This is a genomic window from Streptacidiphilus sp. MAP12-16 (assembly GCF_041262165.1).
In the GTDB taxonomy this organism is placed as follows: Bacteria; Actinomycetota; Actinomycetes; order Streptomycetales; family Streptomycetaceae; genus Streptacidiphilus.
Genome location: NZ_JBGCBY010000022.1, coordinates 20,741 through 43,397 on the forward strand (window position 1 = coordinate 20,741; position 22,657 = coordinate 43,397).

Here is a 22,657-nt window from a genome sequence, read left to right on the forward strand (position 1 = left end):
TCAGCCGGTGACGGTCACGTCGACGGTGTAGGAGCGCTGGTCGGGGGCGCAGGCGCGGGCCTCGCCGCAACTGGTGCGGGCGGCGCTGAGCTTCGCGGTGCCGGCGGCGGCGGCGTGCAGAACGACCTGAACGGTGCCGCAACCCCCGCCAGGGGGACAGGTGTGCCCCGGGCTGACCTGGGGCGAGCCGGAGGCTGCGAGTACGCCGGGGGCACTGCTGGCGAATCCCGACCAGTAGGTGCTGCCCAGGGTCAGCACCACCGTCGAGCCGACCGGGACCGACACCGCGGTGCGGTTGGCGTGCTCGTCGAGGTGGAGGGTGGCGGGTGTGGGCGCGCTCGCGCTCACGCCGGTGCTGGTCTGCGAGGCGCAGGCGGCGGTGGTCGCCGCGGAGAGGAGCCCGCAGAGGAGCAGGAGCGCCGCGGGTCGAGTGCGGTGGATTGCCATCGAGAGGATTTCCCTTCCGGTCGATCGTGCCGATGGGACGGATCCGCCCCGGAAGTGGTTCCCTCCCGGGGTGGAGCCTGGCGGATCGGATCGGTCGGACTCGTGCTACTCCGGCGTATTGACCATGGAGGCGGCGGCGTAGACCAGGTAGTCCCAGAGCTGCCGCTCGTGGTCCTCGTTCAGCTCCAGTTCGCGCACCGCCGCCCGCATGTGGCCCAGCCACGCGTCGTGCGCGGCGCGGTCCACCGTGAACGGGGCGTGCCGCATCCGCAGCCGGGGATGGCCGCGCTCGTCGCTGTAGGTGCGCGGGCCACCCCAGTACTGCATCAGGAACAGCGTCAGCCGCTCCTCGGCGGGGCCGAGGTCCTCCTCCGGGTACATCGGCCGCAGCACCGGATCGCCGGCGACACCCTGGTAGAAGGAGTGCACCAGGCGTCGGAACGTCGGCTCGCCGCCGACCTGCTCGAAGAAGGTCTCGGTCTGGAGGGTGCCTCGCCTGATCTGGTCCACCCGACCATGGTCTCAGACGCGGACCGCCCGCTACGCGTCGTCCCAGCGAAAGAGTCGTACCGAGGCCAGCGAGAGCACGGCGGTGAACAGCAGCAGGCCGCCGATCGTGGGCAGCGCGGCCCCCCAGCCCTTCCCCCGGGTCAGCACGTCCTCCATCGCCACCGACAGGTGGTGCAGTGGTAGCACCGTCGAGACCCCCTTCAACCAGCCGGGGGCGTTGTCCAGCGGGAAGAACGAGCCGGACAGAAACGCCATCGGCAGCACGATCAGCTGCGCCGCCGCGGTCGCCGTCTGCTCCGTCTTCGCCCAGGAGCCGACCAGCAGCCCGATCGACATGAACGCCAGCGACCCCGACAGCACCAGCGGCACCGCGATCCACCACTCGCCGGTGAGCTTCAACCCGTAGTAGGGGAGGGTCGCCACCCCCAGGAACACCGCCGACTGCACCAGCGCCACCAGCAGGGTCACCACAACCGGGGCCGCCACCACGGCGGGCAGCCGCACCGGGGCCAGCCGCAGCCTGCGCAGGATGAACTTCCTGCGCCACGCCACCAGCGTCAGCGCCGCGGTGAAGGTGCCGGAGGTCGCGATGGCCCAGCCCAGCAGTCCGGGGGTGAGGTACTGGATCGGCTTGGTCGACAGGTCCTCGACCTGCGCGGTCTGCAGCGTGAACGCCGGCGGCCGGCCGCCGGCCGCCTGGTTGGCGGCCTGGTTCGCCTGTTGGACGATGCCGTTGAGCACGCCCTGGACGGTCGCCGCCCGGGTCGCGTCGGCGGCGGAGTAGTGCAGCACCAGCTGACCGCCGCCGGACTGGCTGACCGAGCCGTCGTCGGTGCCGTCCTTCACCTTGCGCAGCGCGTCCGCCTGGTCGTCGTCCCTGATCAGGGTCAACACCTGGCCGAGCTGCGCACGCTGATCGGCCGTCATCGAGTCGAACAGCACCACCGGACCGGACTGCAGCAGCTTGATGTGCGGCGCGGAGGCCCCCTTGAACAGCGAGCCGAAGAGGAGCAGGAACAGCAGCGGGAACAGCACCGTGAAGAAGACGGCGGCGCGGTCCCGGCTCCAGCCGAGCAGTTGCGCCCTGGCGAGGGAGCGGAAGGCGTTCATTCGCGGTACTCCCGTCCCGTGAGCTGCAGGAACACGTCCTCCAGGGTGGCCCCGCGGACCTCGAGGCCGCGCAGTGCGTCCTGCTCGGCGAGCAGCGTCAGCACCGGCCCTGGCGTGCGGGTGGCGATCGCCAGCGACACGCCGTCGTCCTGGACCTCGGCCTCGGTGCCGGTCGCTGCCAGCAACTCGCGCGCGTGCTCGGCGGTCAGCGCCCCGGACTCCACGGTCAGCCGCGTCGGCGCGTCCAACTCCCGGATCAGGGTGGCCGGTGGGTCGGTCTTCAGGATGCGTCCGTGGTCCATCACCGCGACCCGGTCGCAGAGGATCTCGGCCTCGTCCAGGTAGTGCGTGGTCAGCACGACGGTCCGGCCCTCGGCGTTGATCTCCCGGAGCAGGTCCCAGAGATTGCGGCGGGCCTGCGGGTCGAGGCCGGTGGTCGGCTCGTCCAGGAACAGCAGTTCCGGGTCGTGGACCAGGGCGCAGGCGATGGACAGGCGCTGCGCCTGACCGCCGGACAGCTTCTCCGCGCGGGTGCCTGCGAACTCGGCGAGGCCGACCCGGTCCAGCATCGCCACCGCCTGCGCGCTGCTCACCCCGTACAGGGAACCGAAGGTGACGATCTGTTCGCCGGCGGTCAGCCGCTCGAAGAAGGCGGACGCCTGCAACTGCACACCGATCCGGGGCAGGAGCGCGGGATTGCGCGGCCACGGGCTGAGCCCGAAGATCTCCGCGCTGCCCGCGTCCGGCCGCCGCAGCCCCTCCAGAATCTCCAACGTCGTGGTCTTGCCGGCCCCGTTGGGACCGAGCACCCCGAAGAACTCCCCCGCCTCCACCTCCAGCGACACCCCGTCGACGGCCTGAATCTCCCCGTACCGCTTCCGCAGCCCTTCGGCCGCGATCGCTGCAGTCATGCCCGAGAGGCTAGGGCGGGGGTCCGTCCAGGCACAAGGGTGGGCCGGTGCCCCGGCCGTGGGGGGGACTTACGACCGGGGGGCTCAGCAGCGGGCGCCGCTGTGGGCCGCGGCGAGCGCCAGGTCGAGGTCCTCGAAGAGGTCCTCGACGTCCTCCAGGCCGACCGAGACGCGCAGCAGCGAGGGGTGCGGCCGGGCGTCGGCGGCGACCGGGCGGTGGGTGAGCGAGGCCGGGTGCTGAATGAGGGTGTCGACTCCGCCCAGGGAGACGGCGTGGGTGATCAGCCGGCAGTCCTCGGCGACCCGCGCCGCGGCGTCGTACCCGCCGCGCAGCGAGAAGGCCAGCACGGAGCCCGCGCCCCGCATCTGGCGGCCGACCAGGCCGGCCGGGTCGCAGTCGGGAAGGCCCGGGTAGTAGACCCGCTCTATCTCCGGCCGCCCGCCCAGCCAGGCGGCCAGCTTGGCGGCGCCCACGGCTTGGTGGCGCACCCGGAGCGGCAGCGTCTGCAGGCCGCGGTGCAGCAGGTAGGCGGCGAGCGGGTGCAGGATGCCGCCGGTCACCGCGCGCACCCGGCGCAGCCGCTCGGCCCACTCGGCGCTGGTGGCGACCGCGCCGGCGAGCACGTCGCCGTGGCCGCCGAGGTACTTGGTGGCGCTGTGCAGGATCAGCGTCGCCCCCTGGAGCACCGGCCGCTGCAGCACCGGAGTGGCGAAGGTGTTGTCGACCAGCAGCGGGACCTCGCCGCACTGCGCTGCCAGGGCCTCCAGGTCGACGAGTTCCAGGGTGGGGTTGGCCGGAGTCTCGACGACGACCAGGCCGGTGTCGGGCCGCAGCGCGGCGGCCACCTCGTCGGCCTTCGCCCAGGTCACCTCGGTGCCGAGCAGCCCCGTCGCGAGGATGTGGTCGGTGCCCCCGTACAGCGGCCGCACCGCCACCACATGCCCATGCCCCTCGGCGCGGGCGGCCAGCAGGCAGGCGGTCAGCGCGGCCATGCCGGAGCTGAACGCCACCGCCTGCTCGCAGCCCTCCAGTTCGGCCAGGGCCTCCTCGAAGCGCGCGGTGGTCGGGTTCCAGAGCCGCTGGTAGACGGCGCTGCCGCCCTCCGGCAGCAGGCCGCCGCAGGCCAGTGCCTCATAGCTGTCCCCGCCTGTCCCGACACCGGGGAGGGGGTTGGTCGTGGACAGGTCGATCGGCGGGACGTGCACGCCGAGGGCGCGCAGATCGGCTCGACCGGCGTGGACCGCGCGGGTGTCGGTGCTGGCCATGGGGGGAGGGCCTCCTCGTTGAGGGCTGGGACGTCCCACATCATGAAGAGAGTTCCGCCGAATGGCTACGATGCCGAATATTATTTCGATACAGCCGCATCGATCGCGCTTGTGTTCCACTTCCTGAGTAAGGGCCGACCTCGTGCCGAAGAATCCTCAACCCGAGCTCGCACCCGTCGACCGCGCCATCCTGCGGTTGCTGGTCGCGGACGCCCGGATGCCCAACAACGCCATCGCGGAGGCGGTCGGCATCGCCCCGTCGACCTGCTTGTCACGGATCCGGGCGTTGCGCGAGCGCGGGGTGATCCGGGGCTTCCACGCCGAGGTCGATCCGGCCTCGGTGGGCCTCGGGATCCAGGCGATGATCGCGGTGCGGTTGCACGCCCACACCAAGGAGCAGATCAGGAGCTTCAGCGGAGGGATCCCCCGGCTGCCGGGCGTCGTCGCGGCCTACCACCTCGCGGGCGCGGACGACTACCTGCTACACGTCGCCGTGGCCGACACGGACGCGCTGCGCGACTTCGTGCTGGACCATCTGACCGCCCATCCGGCGGTCGCCCACACCGAGACCAGCCTGATCTTCGGTCACCTCCGGGGCGCCGCCCCCGCCACCGGCGCCCCGTGAGGCTCAGGCGCGGTGGACGGTGATCGTGGTCCAGGCGCCGACGTGGATGCGGTCGCCGTCCTTCAGCGGGAACGGGGTGTTGGCGGGGAGAGAGTCGGGAGCGCCGTTGAGCGTGGTGCCGTTGGTGGAGTCCTGGTCGATGACGACCCAGCCCCCGTCCGGCTGCTCCTGCAGCAGCGCATGCTGGTGCGAGGCGCCCGGGTCCTCGGGAGCCGTCGACAGGTCGATCTCCGGAACGGTGCCGCGCTGGTTGCTGCGACGCCCGATCCGGAGCTGCCCGCGCCCCGTCATCGGCACCCGGCGCTCCTGCGAGTACGGCGGGAAGTACAGGCCTGCGGCGTCCGGGCCGCTGCGGGCCATCATGTCGTTGAAGTAGTCGCGGTCGGCGGCGACCACGGCGACCCAGGTGCCGCGGCTGGACGACGGGGGCTGCTCCTGCTGGACCTCCGCCGGGGGCTGGAGCATGAAATCGGTGTTGAAGCCGCCGCTGGTGTCACCGGTGGAGTACTGGACCCCGCCGTAGGTGCCCGCGGGGACGCCGTACGGGGGCGAGGCCGAGGGCGGCGCGGGCTGCTGCTGGGGCGGCCGCTGCTGCGGGTAGCCGTAGTCCGGAGCGGGCGCCGGGCCGGGAGCCGGGTAGCCCTGGGCGGGTTGCTCGTAGCCCCGGTAGGGCGACTGCCCCGGCGCCTGGGACGCCGGGGGCGCCTGGGATGCCGGCGGACCCTGGTAGGCAGGGGGCGGCGGAGGCACCGAGGGGCGGACCCGGCGCGAGGGCGAGGCGAGGTCGTAGTCGTAACCGCACTCCTCGCAGTAGCGCCCGGTCTGCGGGGTGCTGCAGATCGGGCACATCTCCAGCCCGGTCGTGCTCGGTGAGGCGGACGAGGCAGGCGGGGCCGACGAGGCCGGTGCGGCCCCCCACTGCTGCTGGTGCTGCTGCGGAGCCTGCTGACCCGGGCCGGTCATGAGCGCACCGCAGTAGTCGCAGTAGTCGGTGGTCGGCGAATCGTGGCCGTTCGGGCAGATCGGCATGAGGAGCCCCCCTCTGGCTCGTGGGTGCAGCGCCCGGCCGGCCGGCCTGCGGCTCCTGCTGGACGCTACGTCTGGTGGTGCTTTCCGTACTTTTCTACGGATTTCCTACGGAGTCTTCTTGACGCGCACGGTCTTCGTCGATCGTGTCTCAAGCGTCATCGAGTCGGCCTCGCTGACGTTCTTACGGAATCGAACGGTACCTTCCTTGGCGTCGACCACGTCCACCACCTTCGCCAGCAGCCGGAAGGTGTCCTCATTGCCCGATTCGTGCGCCAGCTGGACGGCCTTGCCGAGCTTGGACGTGGCGTTGTCGACATCCCCGCGGCGGTGCGCCTCCATACCCTCCTGGATCGCGTTCGCCAGGTCCGCCTGGCCGGTGTAGTGCGCGACCTGGGGGCTGATCTTGGTGGATGCGGCGATGTCGTCCGTCCACACGGCCTTGACCAGGCCCTGCGACAGCACCTCGCTGGTCCCGTCGGGCTGCGGTACCACCAGGCTGATCCGGCCGGCCAGCATCTCGCTGCCCACCGACGCCGCGGGCACCTCGATGCACACGTGGTAGTCGCGGCTCTCGTCGCCCCAGGCGCCGGTGGGGTAGTCCCCGGCGCGCGGCCCCGACTCCTTGCGGCGGTCCGTCAGGTCGGTGACGGCGGGGGCGACCTGCTTCACGAACTTCACGGTCGCGTTGGCCGGCGTCCAGACCCGCAGCGCCACGTCCGCGACCTCCTTGCCCATGGCGTTCTCCATCATGGAGCGGAAGTCCTCGGCGAGCTCCGACGGGTCGGCCGCGATGTCCACGGTGCCGAGCAGCGCGGAGGAGATCCGGCGCAGCTCCTGGATCTCCCAGTCGGTGCCGACGCCCCGGCAGTCCGCGGTGAAGTGGCCCTGCACCCGGTCCAGGGTGCGCTGCAGGTCGGCCGGCTTCTCGTGCTCGTTGCGGCCGTCGGTGAGCAGGATGCCGTGCCGGATCGAGATGTCCCGGCGGGACAGGAACAGCTGGTCGGCCTTGCTGAGCCAGGTGCCGATGGCGGTGCCGCCGCCGGGGGTGAGCCGGCGCAGCGACTGCTTTGCCTCCTCGCGGCTGCCCGCGTGCGACACGGCGAGCTGCCCGCCGCCGGGGTAGACCTCCTTGGCCTCGTGGGTTCCCGCGATCACGGCGAAGGCCACGCCGTCGCGCACGGCGTCGATCGCGACGGCGGTCGCCTCGCGAGCGGCGCGGATCTTCGCCGGCGGGTAGTCCATGGACCCCGAGCAGTCGATCATGATGACGACGGCCGCGTCCGGGCCGTCGTTGACGCCGCCCAGCTGGGCACTCGTGCCCCCGCTGGTTCCGCCGCCGGTCGCGGTGACCGTGACGATCGCGTTGACCTCGCGGGCGCCTTCCGCCAGGTACTCGTTCTGGAAGATGTCGACGGCGAACTGGGGCAGGTTGGACTTGGTGAGCCTGGCCATGTGTCAGCTCTCCCGCTTCTCTCCCGCGCCCATGACGGGAAGCGAGAGCTCGGTCGGTGTGTAAGGGGCGGGGGTCGATGCGGTGGTGACGGGGAGGCAGGGCAGGACAGCCACGGTGATGTTGTCGTGCCCGCCGCGCTCGCAGGCCAGCCTGACCAGCTCCTGCGCCGCCTCCAGCGGCCGGGTACGGGCGTCCGCCGGAACGACCGCGGCGAGGTCGGCCGCGGCCTCCCAGTAGTTCCACAGGCCGTCCGTGCAGATCAGCACGACGCCTGGGACGGGGGGCGAGAACACGACGGTGTGCGGCTCGACCTCGATGGCGTCCGCCCCCAGCCAGCCGGTGATGGCGTGGGCGCGGGGGTCCGCGTAGGCCTCGGCCTCCTCCATCAGGTGCGCCTCGACCATCCGGGCCGCCCAGGAGTCGTCCACGGTGAGCCGTTCGGAGCCGGGCCGCTCGTCCGGGAACCAGTAGGCGCGGCTGTCGCCGACCCAGCCGATGGTCACCTCGCCCTCGACGGCGACGGCACTGACGATGGTGCAGGCGGGGGAGTTGCGACTGGGCTCCAACGGTCCCTCGGACGCCAGCTCCTCGACCCGCTGCGCGGCCGCCATGATCGCCTCGTGGGTCGCCGACTTGGGGTCGGCCCCGGATTCCAGGGACTCCAGCAGGTGCTCGCTCGCCGTGTCGGCGGCCGCCTGTGACGCCTCGTCGGGACGGGTCGCCGAGGACACGCCGTCGCAGACCACCGCGACCACGGCGGGGGAACCGCCGGGGCGTGAGGTGGCGGCGACCGCGAACGCGTCCTCGTTGCGGTGGTGCCGGTGGCCCCGGTCGCTGACCCCGGTGACGCCCGCGAGAGCGCGCTCCTGATGGTCCCTCGGACGCGGCTGCGCCCGCCCGCAGACCTCGCAGTAGCCGTCCACGTCGATCCGCTGGGCCCCGCAGCCGACGCAGACCGGCCCAGTGCCGGGGGCGACCGCGGTCACGACTGGAACGGGTTCAGTAGGGTCGTGGTCCGGCTCGCCCTCGGGCTCGCTGACCAGCAGCCGGGCCGGTGCGGCCAGCAGGAAGTCGCCGGTCGCCCCCGGGGGCGTGGCCGCCGGCGCGGAGGCCGCGGCGGGTTGGCCGGACGGCTGCGCGGCGTCCTGCCCGAGCACGCCCGCGCGCGGGTCAGCCGCGGCCGGCTGCGACGGGATCCCGGCCCCGGGCGGTGGAGGAGGTTGCAGCGGAGGCCCGGGCGGCAGCGGCGGCACACCGGGTTGCCGCGCCGCGCCGGACGACTCGCCGACGCCGCCGGGCAACCCGCCGGCAGGCGCATCCGCGCCTGCGGCGAGCCCGGGTGCCCCTGCCCCTGCCGCCGGCAATCCGCGCTCCCCGCCGCCGGCCGTCCGGGGGACGCTCAGGTCGATGCCGCACTCCTCGCAGAAGCGGTCGCTCTCACCCACCGGTTGTGCGCAGTTCGGGCAGGAAAGGGTCAACTGGTCCATGCGCGTTTACACCCACGTCCTGGGCCGGGTGCGGTTGGCCCGCTCCACCCACTCGATCCGCTTCTCCGGCTGCTCCGCGAGACGCGCCAGTACCCGGTACGACTGCTCAAGCGCGAAGCGCAGTTCCCGCTCCTGCGCCGGGTGTCCGAGCAGCAGCACCGGCCCTGCCCCCGCCTGGCCGTCGGGCCGGCCCGCCAGCACCCAGCCCAGGGCCTTGCCGAGCACCTCGACGGAGAGCTCCTCGCGCCTGCGGGCGTCCAGGCCGAGACCTGTGAGCTGTGTGGAGCAGGCGTCCAGGTCGGCGCGCAGCGGCTCGGCGGGCGACCGCTCGCGCAGCCGCGCCCGAACCGCCGCGACCCGCGCCGCCACGTAGTGGTTGGAGGTCTCGGGGACGGAGTCCAGCGCGTGCACCGCGCCCACCCGGTCGCCCGAGGCGAGCCGTACCCGGGCCAGGCCGAACGCGGCGCTGACGTACGCCCGGTCGGTGGTCCACACCAGCCGGTAGAACTCGGCGGCGTCCTCGCGCTCGCCCAGCGCCTCGGCGCAGATGCCCAGCGCCAGCTTCGGCGCGGCCTCGCCGGGGAACGCGTCGTAGATGGCGTCGAAGGCGTCGGCCGCGGCCCTCGCCGCGGCGAGCGGTTCGGCGCCGCCCGGGGTACCGGAGGCGACCAGCGAGGCCAGGCCCCGGTACCAGACGACGCGCCAGTCGTCGGGGTGGTCGGTGGAGAGGCCGGCCAGGGCGGCGTCGACCGCGGCCAGGTCGGCCAGCTCGATCAGCGCCCGCAGCTCGCGCAGCCGCAGCTCGACCGAGTTGACCGGCGCGGAGCGCAGTGCGGCGATGACGTCCGCGGGTCCGGTGGCCATCAGCGCGGCCAGGAAACCCGCGTTGGGGTCCGCGGTGTCGATCCGGGGCACCGGCAGGGCAAGCGCCGCCGGACGCGGGTCCAGCGGCAGGACCTGCGGCGCGGCCTGGGCCAGGGCGGTCGGCGAGATCGCCGGGACGCCGGAGAGGGTCGCGGGGTGGCCGGTGGCCGCCACCGCGAGCGCTGCCGCCGGCGTCGCCACGGGCGCGGAGCGGGGTACGGCGACGGGCGCGCCAACGGGCGCGCCAACGGGCGCCGCCTGGACGGGTATCGCCACCCGCAGCGCGGCCGGGGGCCTGGCCGGTGCCGCCTTCCGCCCGCGCTTGGCCGCGGTCTCGCGGCCGGGCGCGTCGAAGCCCGCCGGGCCGACCAGTTCCGTGTCCACGACCCGCAGTTCGGGGCCGAACAGGGTGGACAGCGCCGGGCGCGGACGTTCGTCCTGCAGCGCCAGGATCTCCCGGAGCACACCGGTGAGCTGCTCCGCCATCTCCTGGGCGGAGGAGAAGCGCTTGTCCGGGTCCGGGTCGGTGGCCCGCACCAGCAGCCGGTAGAAGGACTCGTACTGGGCGAAGACCTCGACGTCCTCGGGGCCCGGCAGGGTGTCCCGGTAGACCGTCGAGTAGCCCTGGAAGTCGAAGGTCAGCACGGCCAGCGAGCGGGCCACGGTGTAGAGGTCGGACGCGGGGGAGACGCCGTCGGTGGCGATCTCGGGCGCCTGGTAGCCGACGGTGCCGTAGATCGCGCCGTCATCGTCCTGGCGGCGCACCGCACCCATGTCGATGATCTTCAGCTGGTCCTCGGACTGGATCACGTTGTCCAGCTTGAAGTCGCAGTAGATCAGGCCCCGGCTGTGCAGGTACCCGAGCGCGGGCAGCGCCTCCAGGGCGTACGCGATGGCTTGCTCCACCGGCAGCGGAGTACGCCGCCCGTCGGCGGTGCGGCGGGCGTCGGCGAGGTCCTTGAGGGACTTGCCGCCGACGTACTCCATCACGATGTAGCCGTCGATGGAGCCCTTGCGCAGGTCGGGGTGCTCGACGAAGTTGATGATGCGGACGATGTTGGGGTGGTCCACCTCGGCCAGGTATCGGCGCTCGGCGATGGCGACCGCCAGGGCCTCCTCGTCGCCGGTGTCCAGCAGGCCCTTGAGTACGACCCACTTGTCGTTGACCCGGCGGTCGATGCCGAGGTAGATCCAGCCCAGGCCGCCGTGCGCGAGGCAGCCGACGACCTCGTACTGGCCGCCGACGAGGTCACCGGCGAACAGCTTCGGCGTGAACGAGTACTCGGTCCCGCACTTGGTGCAGAAGCCCTCTGGGCGGCCGACGTTGCCGTTGCGGGAACGACCGACCGGGGACTCGCACTTGCTGCAGAAGCGCTTGCGCTCCGGCACCTCGGGGTTCACCAGGACCATGCTGCGCGGATCGGGGCGCGGCACCGGAGGGACCGTCACCAGACCGGCGCCGAGCGCGCCGCGGCTGGACTGCGAGGTGCTGCTGCGGGTGCTGCGCACGGACACGGACGAGCGCGAGGAGCCGCTGCGGGCGGAGCGCGACCGTCCCGACAGCGAGCGGGAGGAGCCCCGCGAGGTGCTGGTGGAGCTGCGCGAGCTGTACGTCGACGGCGTCGTCCCCTGCGCGGGCACCGCGGCCCGGGCGGCCACCGGGAGCGGTGCGAGGCCGCACTCGTTGCAGTAGCCGTCGGCGTCGATCACCCCGCCGGTGCAGTCGGGCCGGGTGCACGGCGATCCCGGACCGGCCTGCGCCGGAGCCGGCACGGCCGCTGCCGCGGGTGTCACCGTCACCGGAAGGGGAGCGAGGCCGCACTCGTCGCAGTAGCCGTCGGCGTCGATCACCCCGCCGGTGCAGTCGGGCCGCGTGCACGGTGTGCCTGTCGTCGACGTCATCCCCGCCATCCCCCTGTCGAATCTGTTTCCCACACCATGGTCAACCCCCGTACGGGCGGCCGTCCACCGGCCCGCCCGCCTGCCCCTCAGGGCCGCCCGATCCGTTGCCGCTGCCCTGCCCCGCAGCCGGGCGAAGCGCCTGCTGGTAGCGCTGGACCGCGTACTCGGCGGCGCGCAGATCGCAGGGTGCGCTCCACAGCATCCGCCGGGCCTGGTCGTAACGCTCGATCAGTTCCGGGTCCTCGGCGACGCCGAGGCGTGCCGCCATCGCCTTGTACGCGTCCAGCCGCCCGCGCAGCTCGGCTCGTATCGCGAGCGGCGCGGTCACCGAGGTCAACGACTCGCGGGCGCGTTGGAGTTCGCGCTGCGCGGCGCCCTCAAGGGTGTCGAGCAGCGGGCCGAGCCGGTGCCACTGGCCGTGCCGCCGCAGCTGGTCGGCCTGGGCCAGCCGTTCGCGCATGGCACTGGCCGGTCCCGGCACGGCCGGGACCTCGGTCGCCGCGATCTTCGCCAGCACCTCGCCGCGCGCCCGCCTGGCCTCCGCCAGGGTGGCGTCCGCCCGGGCGAGGGTCTCGCCGACGCCCTCCAGGCGTTCGTCCGCGTCGTCCCGCAGCCGCAGCAGGTCCTCCAGCTCGAGCCGGATGTCGTCCACGGCGCGGGCGGCGCGGTCATAGCGGCTGGTGTCCACGCTGCCGGCCACGTTCGACCCGCGTGCGCCCTCGCCCCGTGCGCCCTCGTTGAGGGAGGCTCCCGGGCGGGGCGTCCAGAACGCCAGCGGGTCGGCGACGACCTCGCCGCGAAGCGCGGCCAGCTCCTTCGCCATCTCCTCCAGAGCGTCCCCGGCCGGGTGCTCCCCGACGTGCACGCCGACCGAGCGCGCCAGCGCCCGTACCCGTCCGAGCTCCGCTGTGAGCAGGTCTATCCGGGCGGGCAGCGCCGACCAGACCGCGTCGGCGGCCGAGGCCACCTCGATGATCCGGCTGTACCAGGTGTTCATCCGGTCGACCAGCTCGGTCAGGCTGACCTGCTCGCTCAGCCGGGCGCCGCCGGTGAGGGTGGGGCCGCCCTGCGGCAGCTGCCCGGCCGAGACGGTGACGCCCCGTCCGCGCAGCAGCTCGGTCAGCTCGTAGAGCTCGGCCTGCCCGGGGCGGGCCCGGCGGGAGCGAACGGCGCGGGCGGCGGCCAGCGCCTCCGAGTAGGTGTCGAACATCGACCAGAGCAGTCCCTGCCCCGGTTCGGCCTGCGACCAGCGCTCCCGGGTGCGACCGGCCAGCTCGGCGCCCTCGAGCAGGCGGCGGCCCGGGTGGTCCTGCAGCGCGAGCAGCGACGACTCTACGGCGTCCCGCTCCGCGCCGAGGCGCGTCAGGGTACGGTCCACCTCCTCCCGGGTCATCACCGGACCGTTCGGTCCCGACAGCGCCATCCGTCCGCCATTCCTGTTCGTTCTTCGCCCGATCGCACTGCTCGTCATGGTCGTAGGGCTCGTCGTGCTCGTCGTGCTCGTGCTAGCCGTCAGACTGTCAGATCGCTCCTAGCCCGCGTAGTGCACCCTCGGTGCTCCGGGGGACTTGCCCAGCGGCTTGAGCCACAGGTTGTACTCGGTGTCCCACTGGTTGGCGAGGAAGTCCTGCAGCACCGCGTTGACGCGGCGCACCAGGTCGCTCGCGCCGAGCTTCATCGCCACGCCGTACAGCTCCTGGTCCAGGGTCCCGCCGACCAGGTGGATCGTCGGGTCCTGCGCGACCTGTCCGGCGCCCAGCGCGTTGTCCGTGATCGTCGCGTCCACGTTGCCCAACTGCATCTGGACCAGGCAGTCCAGCTGGTTGGCCACCGGTACCACGGTCGCCCCGTGACTGGTCTGCTTGAGCAGGTCGGCCGCGGTGGAACCGGTCGCCGCGCAGACCCGCTTTCCCTTGAGGCTGTCGTCGAAACCGGTGATCGGCGAGGACTTGGGCGCCACGACCTCCTGTCCCGCCACGAAGTACGGGGAGGAGAAGGACACCTGCAGCAAGCGGGCGCAGGTGATCGTCATGGTCCGCACCACGACGTCCACCTGGTCGTTCTTGAGCGCCGAGATCCGGTTGGCGGTCGGCACGGCCAGGAACTCCACGGCGTTGGAGTCACCCAGGATGGACTTGGCGAGCGCGTGCACCAGGTCGATGTCAAACCCCTGCAGGTTTCCGGTCGCCGGGTCGCGGAAGCCCCACAGGTAGCTGTTGGTGTCGATGCCGGCGATCAGCTTCCCGCGCTGCTTGATCCGCTGCACGCCCGGGCCCGAGTCGGACGTGCTCGGCTGCAGGCTCGCCCCGGTGTCGCAGGTGGTCGCTGCCGGAGCGAGGTCCGGCGCGCTCGCCGTGGTGGCCCGCAGCGTCGGCGGCTCGGCCGCCGAGCTCCCCGGCAGGGCCACCGTTGCCAGCAGCAGCGCTGCTGCCGCCAGCACCACCGCGCGAGTCTTCTTGCCGCTCATAACCGTCCGTCCCCTCACCGGTACTCCGCCACGCGGCGGTTGATTCCCAACAGGGCCCCTGCCGCCGCCAGCGCGGCGAGCACGCCCGCGCCCTCCGCCAGCAGCGCGGTGTCCCCGCGCCCGGCGTCGGCCAGCGAGTGGAAGTTCGCCCGCTCGCGGCTTATGGCCGTGTTCAGGCTGTCGTCGAGCTGAGTGAAGGCAGCGCTGGTGGTCTGCGTCGAGGTCGCCCCCGCCACGCCGATGGTGTCGTTCACCGCGGTTGTGTAGTCACCGTGGTCGTTCGCGGACTTCGCCGTGTCGTGGCGCTGCTGCCAGGTCGTGAACGCCGCCGCGGCGACCCGGATCGGATTCTGCGCCGTGGGGTCGGAGGCGGTCATCCCGTTCGCGTCCGACAGGTAGCCGTTCTTGCCCGCGAGTTGGGCGCTGACCTTGGCCCAGGCGGTCTCGTAGGTGTCGGTCGAGCCACGTGCCACCAGGTTGAGGTTCTCCGCGCCCCGGCACTGCAGGGCCGTGATTCGTGCCTCGTTCAGCACCTGCAGCGGAGCCGCCCCGCGGGTGTTGCTCGCGTTCAGGTCGGAGGCGGCGATGCTCTGCGCTGCGGTCAGCCAGATCACGGCGACCGCGGTGGCGGCGGTCGCGACCACCATTCCGACGTTGAACACCCGGTTGGTCCGCCGGAACAGGCGTATCTGCGCCCAGACCAACGCGCCCAGCGTCACCAGGCCCAGGCCGATCGCCGCCCACGGCAGCGCCTCGGCGTTCGCGTAGTCCTGGTGCAGCCGGGCCGTCTCGGCCGCGTAGAGGGTCTGGGCCTCGGGCAGCATCACGTTCTGCAACTGCCCGGAGGCGTAGCGCAGGTAGGCCCCGCCCAGCGGCAGCCCCTGCCGGTCGTCCGCCCGCGCCGTGTCGACCAGGCCGGTGTAGACCGGGAGTTGCGAGTTGAGCTGCTGGATCTGCTGCTGCCCGGGGTCGGACGCGGAGGTGCTCGCGGCAGCCTGGGCCAGCAACGTGGACGCCGTCTGTATGTCGTTGTTGTACTGCTTCCGCACGGCGTCGGTCTCGTTGCCCGCCTGCAGGAAGCCGGTGGCCGCCGTGGTGTCGGCGTCCGCCAGCGAGTGGAAGATCTGCGCGGCGTCGTCGCTCAGCGGCTGGCTGTGGGTGACCACGCTGGACGCGGCGTTGGAGCTCTGCACGACCTGGGTGACCGTCAGCGCGCCGAACAGTACGGCGAGCAGGGCGAGCACGGATCCGAGCGTCCACAGCCGTCGCGGCGGCGTGCTGCGCAGGCGCGCCGAGGGGCGCCTCGGCGCGGGCGCGTCGGCGCCCGGCCGGGGGGGCAGTGCGACCGCACTCCCGGCCACGGTCCCGCCCGCAGCCCCGCCGGCTCCGCCCACACCGCTGCCCACGCCGTAGTTCTGTCCCGGCGTCGTCATCAGTCGCGCCCCCTTCCCCCGTCGTGCCCCCGATGCCGCCGACAGGCGGTCTGCGGCCCGTCCAAGTCCTTCGGGAGCAGTATGGCCAACGCCTGTGACATCCACACGATACTTGCGTGGATCTTGAGCTTTCGTCGCCCAGCTGTGACGCAGCGCCCGGGGCGGAAGCCGCTACGGTCACCAGCTCGGCCGGATCGGCCCCTTCGGAGCGAGCCTGGCGAGGTCGGCGACCAGCGCGTGGAAGCGGGCCGGGCCGAGGGCGGCGATCCACGGCTGGACGGTGTCGGCGGCGGCCGCGTCCGCCGCGCGGGTGCAGGCCCAGCCGCGTTCAGTCAGCACGACCAGGCGGGCCCGGGCGTCGGTGGGATGGGGACGGCGTTCCACGTAGCCCTTCCGTACCAGCTCGTCGACCAGCTGGCTCGCCGCTTGCTTGGTGACGCCCAGGTGCTCGGCGAGCTCGCCGATGGTGGCGCCGTCCGGCGCGAGGCGGACGAAGGCGTAGCCGTGGGCGGGGCGGACGTCGTCGAATCCGCGCGCGGCGCCCCCGGCCTGGATGCCCGCGACGAGTTCGCCGGAGAGCGCGAGGAGCAGCGCGGGCAGGGCCCGCGCGTCTGCGGAGGTGTCCATGGGGTCCATGGGTCCAGTGTTCCATGAAAGACAAGGGGCTTGACTATAAATGGACAAGCTGCTTGACTATCGGGCAGTAGTCAAGCAGCTTGTCCATTTATGGAGGTCGTCATGCCGTTCGTCCGCAGCGCCCAGGCCGCCGTCCACGAGATCCACAACGTCCGCTTCACGGCCTACGCCAACCCCGGCTCCGGCAGCAAGGAAGTCTGCGCCTGGCACGCCGAGGTTCCCGCCGGAACCGCGGGCGTGCCGCACACCATCAACCGCGAGGAGGTGCTCTACCTCCTCAGCGGCACCCTGCGCCTCAGCATCGACGGCGAGGTCGCCGAACTGGTCGCGGGCGACGTCGCGATCGCCCCGCCGGGAGCCCTGCTCGGTGTCGACAACCTCGGCGGCGAGCCCGCGACCATGTGGGTCTGCACCAGCGTCGGCCTGGAGGCGACTCTCGCCGACGGCAGCAGGATCACTCCGCCGTGGGCCAACTGACGCCGGTTGGGAGCGGCGCATGCGAAGCGGCCCGGCGGGTGGACTCCACCGCCGGGCCGCTTCCGGCTGCGTGCGACCGCCCCCTCAGACGGTGCGCCCAGCCCGTCTGAGTGCATAGGTGGCGCGCAGCCGCTCCTGCGCGCCCGGCGCGCCGCCGAGGCCGGCCGCGGCCAGGTGGTCCAGGCCCAGCAGCGCCGCGCCCACCACCGGCGGGGTGGTCACGATCCGCGGCATCGCATACGGGGCGTCCGCCGCCAGCCGCGCGTTCACGCCGTCCAGCAGCAGCGGCTGCCGCGAGGCCAGCACCCCGCCGCCCAGCACCACGTCCGCCGGGGAGTCCAGCAGGTCCAGGCGGCGCAGCGCGACCACCGCGAGCCTGACGATCTCGTCCGCCTGACGGTCGACCAGCTCCAGCGCCGTCGTGTCCCCGGCCTCGGCGGTGGCGAACAGCACCGGTACCAGCTCGTGCAGCCGGTCCTCGGCGATGGCACCGAGGTGCACCGCCTCGGCCACCGCGCCCACCGAGGGCAGGCCGAAGTGCGCTGCGGCGGCGGAGGCGAGCGCGGTGTGCGGACCGCGCCCGTCCTCCGCCCGGGCGGCGGCCCACATGACCTCGTTGGCCAGGCCGCCGCCACCCCCCCAGTCCCCGGTGATCATGCCGAGGGCGGGGAAGCGTGCGGTGCGTCCGTCCGGCAGCAGGCCGACGCAGTTGATACCCGCGCCGCAGACCACGGCGACCCCGCGCGGGGCGTCCGTGCCGGCCCGGAGCAGTGCGAACGTGTCGTTGGCGACGACCGCGGTCCTGGCCCAGCCGTGGGCGGCGATGGCCTCCTGCAGGCGCTGCTCCTCGATCGGCAGGTCGGCGTTCGCCAGGCAGGCCGAGACATGACTGACCAGCGGGCCGCGATCCGCCGTGAGGTCGAATCCGGCCTCGGCCGCGGCCCTGGCCACCAGCGGTGCGAGGGCTGCCACGGCGGCGTCCGCGCCGCTGAGGTGGGGGACGAAGCCGCCGCCGCGGGCGGTGCCGAGCACCTGTCCCTCGGCGCTGACCAGGGCCACATCGGTCTTGCTGTTCCCCGCGTCGATGGCGAGGACACCCAGCACCAGCTCCGGTCCGACGGCCCCGAGGCTGCCGGAGCCGATCGGGTTGCCGAGGGTGGCGCTCGGCGCCGTGCCCGGCGCTCTGCCGGAAGCCGGGTCAGGCGCGGTGCCCTTCGCAGTGTCCATGGCCGTGCTGTCGTGTTTGTGCGTCACTGCGCATCCGCTCTCGCTGCCGGGACCCCGTTCACTGATCGTCGTCACGCCCAGGCCAGATGCTCGTGGTTGTGCGCGATCAGACGGTCCGTCAGCTGGTCCGCGAGGTCGATCTGGCCGACCAGCGGATGGGCCAGGAGGGCCTGGAACACCCGGTCCCGGCCACCGCGCAGCGCGGCGTCCAGAGCGAGCTGCTCGTACGCCGTCACATGGGAGATCAGCCCGGCGTACAGCGGCTCGACGGGCGGGACCGGCAGCGGCTTCGCACCGGTCGCGTCCACCACGGCGGGCACCTCGATGACGGCGTCGTCGGGGAGGAACGGCAGGGTGCCGCTGTTGCTGACATTGACCACCTGGATCGCGCCTGCCGCCGACCCGGTGCCCAGCAGCGAGGCGACCAGGTTCACCGCGGCCTCGGAGTAGAACGCCCCGCCGCGCTTGGCCAGCAGGGCCGGCTTCTCGTCCAGGGCCGGGTCGCCGTACATCTCCAGCAGCTGCCGTTCGATGGCGGCGACCTCGGACGCCCGCGAGCCCTTGACCCTGAGCTCCTCGACGACCCGGTCGTGCTCGTAGAAGTAGCGCAGGTAGTAGGAGGGGACCACGCCCAACTGCCGTACCAGCGACAGCGGTAGCTCCAGGTCCGCAGCGATGGCCGGGCCGAAGTTCTCGATCAGCTCGGGCAGCACGTCCCGGCCGTCGAGCCGGACGCCGCGCTCCCAGGTGAGGTGGTTCAGCCCGACGTGGTCCAGCTGGATCCGCTCCGGGACGACGCCGAGCAGCCCGGCGAACTTGCGCTGGAAGCCGATGGCGACGTTACAGAGCCCGACGGCCTTGTGGCCTGCGGTCTGCAGGGCGCGGGTGACGATGCCGACCGGGTTGGTGAAGTCGACGATCCAGGCGTCGGGGTTGGCCCGGCGGACCCGCTCGGCGATGTCCAGGACGACCGGGACGGTGCGCAGCGCCTTGGCGAGACCGCCGGCGCCGGTGGTCTCCTGGCCGACGCAGCCGCACTCCAGCGGCCAGGTCTCGTCCTGGTTCCGGGCGGCCTGACCGCCGACGCGCAGCTGCAGCAGCACCGCGTCGGCGTTCTGGACGGCGGAGTCCAGGTCGGAGCTGGTGCTGATGGTGCCGGGGTGGCCCTGCTTGGCGAAGATCCGGCGGGCCAGCCCGCCGACCAGGTCAAGGCGGTCGGCGGCGGGGTCGACCAGGACCAGCTCGCCGATCGGCAGGGTGTCCCTGAGGCGGGCGAAACCGTCGATCAGCTCGGGGGTGTAGGTCGATCCGCCGCCGACGACGACAAGCTTCAGGGCATGTGGTGTGGTGGTGCGGCTCATCAGCCCTTGACCCCTGTCAGTGTCACGCCTTCGATGAAGGCCTTCTGTGCGAAGAAGAAGATGATGATGACGGGTGCCATCACCAGCAGCGTGGCGGCCATGGTGAGGTTCCAGTCGGTGTGGTGCGCACCGTGGAAGGACTGCAGGCCGTAGGACACGGTCCAGGCCGCCGGGTTGGACGCGGTGTAGATCTGCGGTCCGAAGAAGTCGTTCCAGCAGTAGAAGAACTGGAACAGCGCTACCGCCGAGATGGCCGGCTTGACCATGGGCAGCACCACGCGCAGCAGGGTGCGGAGTTCGCCGCAGCCGTCCACCTTGGCCGCGTCGAGGTACTCCTTGGGAATGGTCAGCAGGAACTGGCGGAGCAGGAAGATGGAGTAGGCGTCGCCGAAGGCCATCGGGATGATCAGCGGCCACAGGGTGCCGGTGAGGTGCAGCTGGTTGGTCCACACCAGGTACATCGGCACGATCACGACCTGCGGCGGCAGCATCATCATCGAGATGACCGCCATCAGCGCGAAGCGGCGTCCGGGGAAGCGGAACTTGGCCAGGGCGTAGGCCACCGGGACGGAGGACACCACGGTGAGCACGGTGCCGATGACGGCGTACTCCAGGCTGTTCTTCCACCAGGTGGTGAAGCCCGGGACGTGGAACACCCTGGTGTAGTTGCTCCAGACCCACTGGTGCGGCCAGAGGTCGGTGCTCAGCGCCTGGTTGTCCGTCATCACCGAGGTGAGGAAGAGGAAGACGAACGGGAGGATGAAGAACAGCGCGGCGGCGATGCCCAGCGAGTGCACCGCGATCCAGTTCAGTCGCCGGTTGCGGGCGGCCCTTCTGGACTCGGCGGAGCGGGGGCTCCGGGCGCGGGCGGTACTCGACGTCACCGGGAGCTCCGTGGAGGAGAGAGTATTGCTCATGGGATCAACAGCCTTCTTTCCGGTTCGCCGGTCCTAGTCATCGCCCATGAGGCCGGAGCGCCGGCGCATCAGCAGGGAGGTGAAGGCCATGGCGATCACGAAGAGGATGATGGAGACCACGCAGGCCGAGCCGATGTCGTCGTTGTTCTGGAAGCCCAGGTTGTAGATCAGTTGGGGCAGGGTCCAGGTCGAGTTGTCGGGGTAGCCGGGGATGTAGTTCTGACCCGAGCCGCTGATCACTCCGCTGGCGACCTGACCGGCGACGATCGCCTGGGTGTAGTACTGCAGCATGTTGATGACGCCGGTGACGACGGCGAACATGATGATCGGCTGGATGTTCGGCAGGGTGACGTAGCGGAACCGCTGGAACGGGCCGGCGCCGTCCAGCGAGGCGGCCTCGTACTGCTCCGTGGGCACGTCGAGCAGCGACGCCATGAAGATGACCATCAGGTCGCCGATGCCCCAGAGGCCCAGCAGCACCAGCGAAGGCTTCGACCAGCTGGGGTCGGTGAACCAGCCGGGCTGGGGCAGCCCCAGGGTGTGCAGGATCTGGTTGACCGGTCCGGTGCCGGGGTTGAGCAGGAACGCGAAGCCGATGGTGGCGGCGACCGGCGGGGCCAGGTACGGCAGGTAGAAGGCGGTGCGGAAGAAGCCCGAACCGGTCTTGATCTTGGTGATCAGCATGCCGATGCCGAGGCCGAAGACGGTCCGCAGGGTCACCATCGCCACGACCAGCCACAGCGTGTTGCGCACGGCGGGCCAGAAGTACGGGAACTCCGTGAACACGTAGCGCCAGTTCTTGATCCCCACGAAGTTCGGCGGGTTGTACCCGTCGTAGTGCATGAAGGAGAAGTAGAGCGTGGAGACCAGCGGGTAGAGGAAGAAGACCGCGAAGCCGATCAGCCAGGGCGAGAGGAAGGCCAGCGCGACCCGCAGCTCCCGCCGGCGTCGCAGCCGCAGCGCCCTCGGCACCGGCAGCCTGCTCGGTTGCCTGCTCTTGGATCGACCGGTCTTCTTCGTCCTGGCCGGCTTCAGGCCGACGTCGGCCGCACTGCTCATCTCGTTCACCGCCGCGTGGGAGGGGTCAGTCAGGTCTGGTGGGGCGGGCCCGGCCGGGGGCGCCAAGCGGTTGCGGGCGCTCCCGGCCGAGGACCTGGGGTTCCGCTACTTCGCCTGGGCCATGGCGTTGTTGACGGTGGTGTCGGTGGCCTTGAGCCCCGCCGTGAGGTCGGTCTGCTTGCCGGACTGGAAGGCCAGGCCGAACTGCTGGAACGTGGTGACGTAGCCGTCACCGTCGGCGGTCGCCGGCTGGGTGTTGGAGTTCGGGTTGTTGGCCACGTCGAGGAAGGTCTTGAAGGTGGCCGGCAGCTTCAGGTTCGGCGACTGCAGCGCGGCGAAGGTGCTGGGCACGTTGTCGATCGCGTTCGCGAAGCTGACCACGGCGTCCGTGTTGGTGGTCATGTACTTCACGAACTCCCAGGCAGCGGACTGCTGCTGGCTGTTGCGGTTGATGCCGATGACGGTGCCGGTCTGGTAGCCGCGGCCGTAGTTGGCGACCTGGTCGTCCGGCACCGGGAACGGCGCGGTGGCCCACTGGAACTTCACCGCGTCCTGGGTGAGGTTGGCGATCCGCCACTCACCGTCCATCTGCATCGCGACCTTGCCCTTGTCGAACGCGTTGGAGGTGAACTCGTCGCCGTAGGTGGTGCGCAGCTTCTCCAGGTGGGCGTAGCCGCCGAGCTTGTCGACCAGGCCCTTGTTCCAGGCCATCATGGCCGCGAAGGAGGGGTCGCCGGCCAGGTTGGACTTGTTGCTCGCGTCGAAGTACTTCGGGCCCCACTGGGCGGCCAGGTAGCCGGTGTTCTGCTCGTAGTAGTCGTACAGCGGCACGTAGCCGATCTGCTGCGAGCCGTCGCCCTTGGTCAGCTTGACCGCGTCCGCGGCCAGCTCGGAGAGGGTCTTCGGCGGGCTGCTGATGCCCGCCGCCGCGAACATGTCCTTGTTGTAGTACAGCCCGTAGGCGTCGCCGAGGAACGGCAGGGTGCACTGCTTGCCGTTGTACTGGGTGTAGTCGAGCATCGCCTTGGGGAAGGTCTTGCCCGCGTCTATGCCGTCCTTCGTCAGCATCGGGCCCAGGTCGATGAAGGAGCCGGTGCCGCAGAACTTGCCCACGTCGGTGGTGCTGAAGTCGGAGATCACGTCCGGGGCCGCCGCGCCGGTGGCGCGCATGCCCTGGGTGATGGTGTCGGCGGAGACGTTGGAGACGGCCTTCACATGGATGTTGGGGTGGGCCTTCTCGAAGCCGGCGATGTTGTCGTTGATCGCCTTCAGCTCGTTGGGCTGGCTCCAGCCGTGCCAGAAGGTGATGGTGACCGGCTTGTCCGCACTGCCCACGGTTCCCTGGGAGCCGCTGTTGGCGCTGCCGGTGCAGGCGGCGGCGGTCAGCGCGAGGGCGGCGGTACAGGCGAGCGTCGCAGTGGCGCGAACGAGGCGCGGGTTGCGGATTCTCCGGGAGGGAGAGGTCGTCACGGGATT

Annotated in this window: 20 protein-coding genes; 2 read left to right on the forward strand and 18 right to left on the reverse strand. The window is 71.9% G+C overall.

Translation table 11 applies throughout. The features are described 5' to 3' along the window. The 5 genes from ABIA33_RS26210 to ABIA33_RS26230 form a co-directional block, all read right to left on the reverse strand. Window positions 1–447, reverse strand: a complete 447-nt coding sequence (locus ABIA33_RS26210; protein WP_370084971.1) for a hypothetical protein — start codon at window positions 445–447, stop codon at window positions 1–3. Window positions 448–552: 105 nt separating this feature from the next. Then, a complete protein-coding gene (locus ABIA33_RS26215) occupies window positions 553–957 on the reverse strand; it encodes a globin (protein ID WP_370084972.1) in 405 nt (134 codons plus the stop codon). Window positions 958–987: 30 nt separating this feature from the next. After that, window positions 988–2,067, reverse strand: a complete 1,080-nt coding sequence (locus ABIA33_RS26220; protein WP_370084973.1) for an ABC transporter permease — start codon at window positions 2,065–2,067, stop codon at window positions 988–990. Continuing rightward, a complete protein-coding gene (locus ABIA33_RS26225; RefSeq protein WP_370084974.1) occupies window positions 2,064–2,978 on the reverse strand; it encodes an ABC transporter ATP-binding protein in 915 nt (304 codons plus the stop codon). Before ABIA33_RS26225 ends, ABIA33_RS26220 begins: the two co-directional genes overlap by 4 nt. Window positions 2,979–3,062: 84 nt before the next feature. Next, entirely contained in the window at window positions 3,063–4,244 is a 1,182-nt protein-coding gene (locus ABIA33_RS26230) for a PLP-dependent aspartate aminotransferase family protein (protein WP_370084975.1), read from the reverse strand. A gap of 142 nt (window positions 4,245–4,386) precedes the next feature. Here ABIA33_RS26230 and ABIA33_RS26235 point away from each other — a divergent pair, with 142 nt between their 5' ends. After that, complete coding sequence (locus ABIA33_RS26235; RefSeq protein WP_370084976.1) at window positions 4,387–4,869, forward strand: Lrp/AsnC family transcriptional regulator; 483 nt, start codon at window positions 4,387–4,389, stop codon at window positions 4,867–4,869. A gap of 3 nt (window positions 4,870–4,872) precedes the next feature. Here ABIA33_RS26235 and ABIA33_RS26240 read toward each other — a convergent pair whose 3' ends face one another. From ABIA33_RS26240 to ABIA33_RS26275, 8 genes are all read right to left on the reverse strand, one after another. Next, window positions 4,873–5,898 (reverse strand): FHA domain-containing protein, encoded by a 1,026-nt coding sequence (locus tag ABIA33_RS26240; RefSeq protein ID WP_370084977.1) that lies wholly within the window; start codon window positions 5,896–5,898, stop codon window positions 4,873–4,875. A 105-nt stretch (window positions 5,899–6,003) separates the two neighbouring features. Further along, window positions 6,004–7,350 (reverse strand): VWA domain-containing protein, encoded by a 1,347-nt coding sequence (locus tag ABIA33_RS26245; RefSeq protein ID WP_370084978.1) that lies wholly within the window; start codon window positions 7,348–7,350, stop codon window positions 6,004–6,006. Window positions 7,351–7,353: 3 nt separating this feature from the next. Beyond that, complete coding sequence (locus tag ABIA33_RS26250) at window positions 7,354–8,838, reverse strand: PP2C family serine/threonine-protein phosphatase (RefSeq protein ID WP_370084979.1); 1,485 nt, start codon at window positions 8,836–8,838, stop codon at window positions 7,354–7,356. Between the two features lie 6 nt (window positions 8,839–8,844). Then, window positions 8,845–11,604 (reverse strand): tetratricopeptide repeat protein, encoded by a 2,760-nt coding sequence (locus ABIA33_RS26255; protein ID WP_370084980.1) that lies wholly within the window; start codon window positions 11,602–11,604, stop codon window positions 8,845–8,847. A gap of 40 nt (window positions 11,605–11,644) precedes the next feature. Then, the gene (locus ABIA33_RS26260; protein ID WP_370084981.1) at window positions 11,645–12,997 is read right to left on the reverse strand and encodes a hypothetical protein; all 1,353 of its coding nucleotides are present in this window, start codon (window positions 12,995–12,997) and stop codon (window positions 11,645–11,647) included. A gap of 138 nt (window positions 12,998–13,135) precedes the next feature. Continuing rightward, entirely contained in the window at window positions 13,136–14,071 is a 936-nt protein-coding gene (locus ABIA33_RS26265; protein WP_370084982.1) for a glutamate ABC transporter substrate-binding protein, read from the reverse strand. A 14-nt stretch (window positions 14,072–14,085) separates the two neighbouring features. Further along, window positions 14,086–15,504, reverse strand: coding sequence for a hypothetical protein (locus ABIA33_RS26270; protein ID WP_370084983.1), 1,419 nt, complete (start codon window positions 15,502–15,504; stop codon window positions 14,086–14,088). A gap of 177 nt (window positions 15,505–15,681) precedes the next feature. Next, a complete protein-coding gene (locus ABIA33_RS26275) occupies window positions 15,682–16,140 on the reverse strand; it encodes a MarR family winged helix-turn-helix transcriptional regulator (RefSeq protein WP_370084984.1) in 459 nt (152 codons plus the stop codon). Window positions 16,141–16,242: 102 nt separating this feature from the next. Between ABIA33_RS26275 and ABIA33_RS26280 the strand changes: the two genes are divergently transcribed. Then, window positions 16,243–16,617: a cupin domain-containing protein gene (locus ABIA33_RS26280; protein WP_370084985.1), complete on the forward strand. Its 375-nt coding sequence runs from the start codon at window positions 16,243–16,245 to the stop codon at window positions 16,615–16,617. A gap of 84 nt (window positions 16,618–16,701) precedes the next feature. Here ABIA33_RS26280 and ABIA33_RS26285 read toward each other — a convergent pair whose 3' ends face one another. The 5 genes from ABIA33_RS26285 to ABIA33_RS26305 form a co-directional block, all read right to left on the reverse strand. Next, entirely contained in the window at window positions 16,702–17,844 is a 1,143-nt protein-coding gene (locus ABIA33_RS26285) for an N-acetylglucosamine kinase (protein WP_370084986.1), read from the reverse strand. 71 nt (window positions 17,845–17,915) lie between these two features. Continuing rightward, entirely contained in the window at window positions 17,916–19,178 is a 1,263-nt protein-coding gene (locus ABIA33_RS26290) for a 6-phospho-beta-glucosidase (RefSeq protein WP_370085092.1), read from the reverse strand. A 26-nt stretch (window positions 19,179–19,204) separates the two neighbouring features. After that, window positions 19,205–20,122 carry a carbohydrate ABC transporter permease gene (locus ABIA33_RS26295; RefSeq protein ID WP_370084987.1) on the reverse strand — a complete coding sequence of 306 codons (918 nt, stop codon included), beginning with the start codon at window positions 20,120–20,122 and terminating at the stop codon, window positions 19,205–19,207. Between the two features lie 33 nt (window positions 20,123–20,155). Then, entirely contained in the window at window positions 20,156–21,181 is a 1,026-nt protein-coding gene (locus tag ABIA33_RS26300; protein WP_370084988.1) for a carbohydrate ABC transporter permease, read from the reverse strand. Between the two features lie 105 nt (window positions 21,182–21,286). After that, window positions 21,287–22,651 (reverse strand): extracellular solute-binding protein, encoded by a 1,365-nt coding sequence (locus ABIA33_RS26305; RefSeq protein ID WP_370084989.1) that lies wholly within the window; start codon window positions 22,649–22,651, stop codon window positions 21,287–21,289. Window positions 22,652–22,657: the final 6 nt, after the last annotated feature.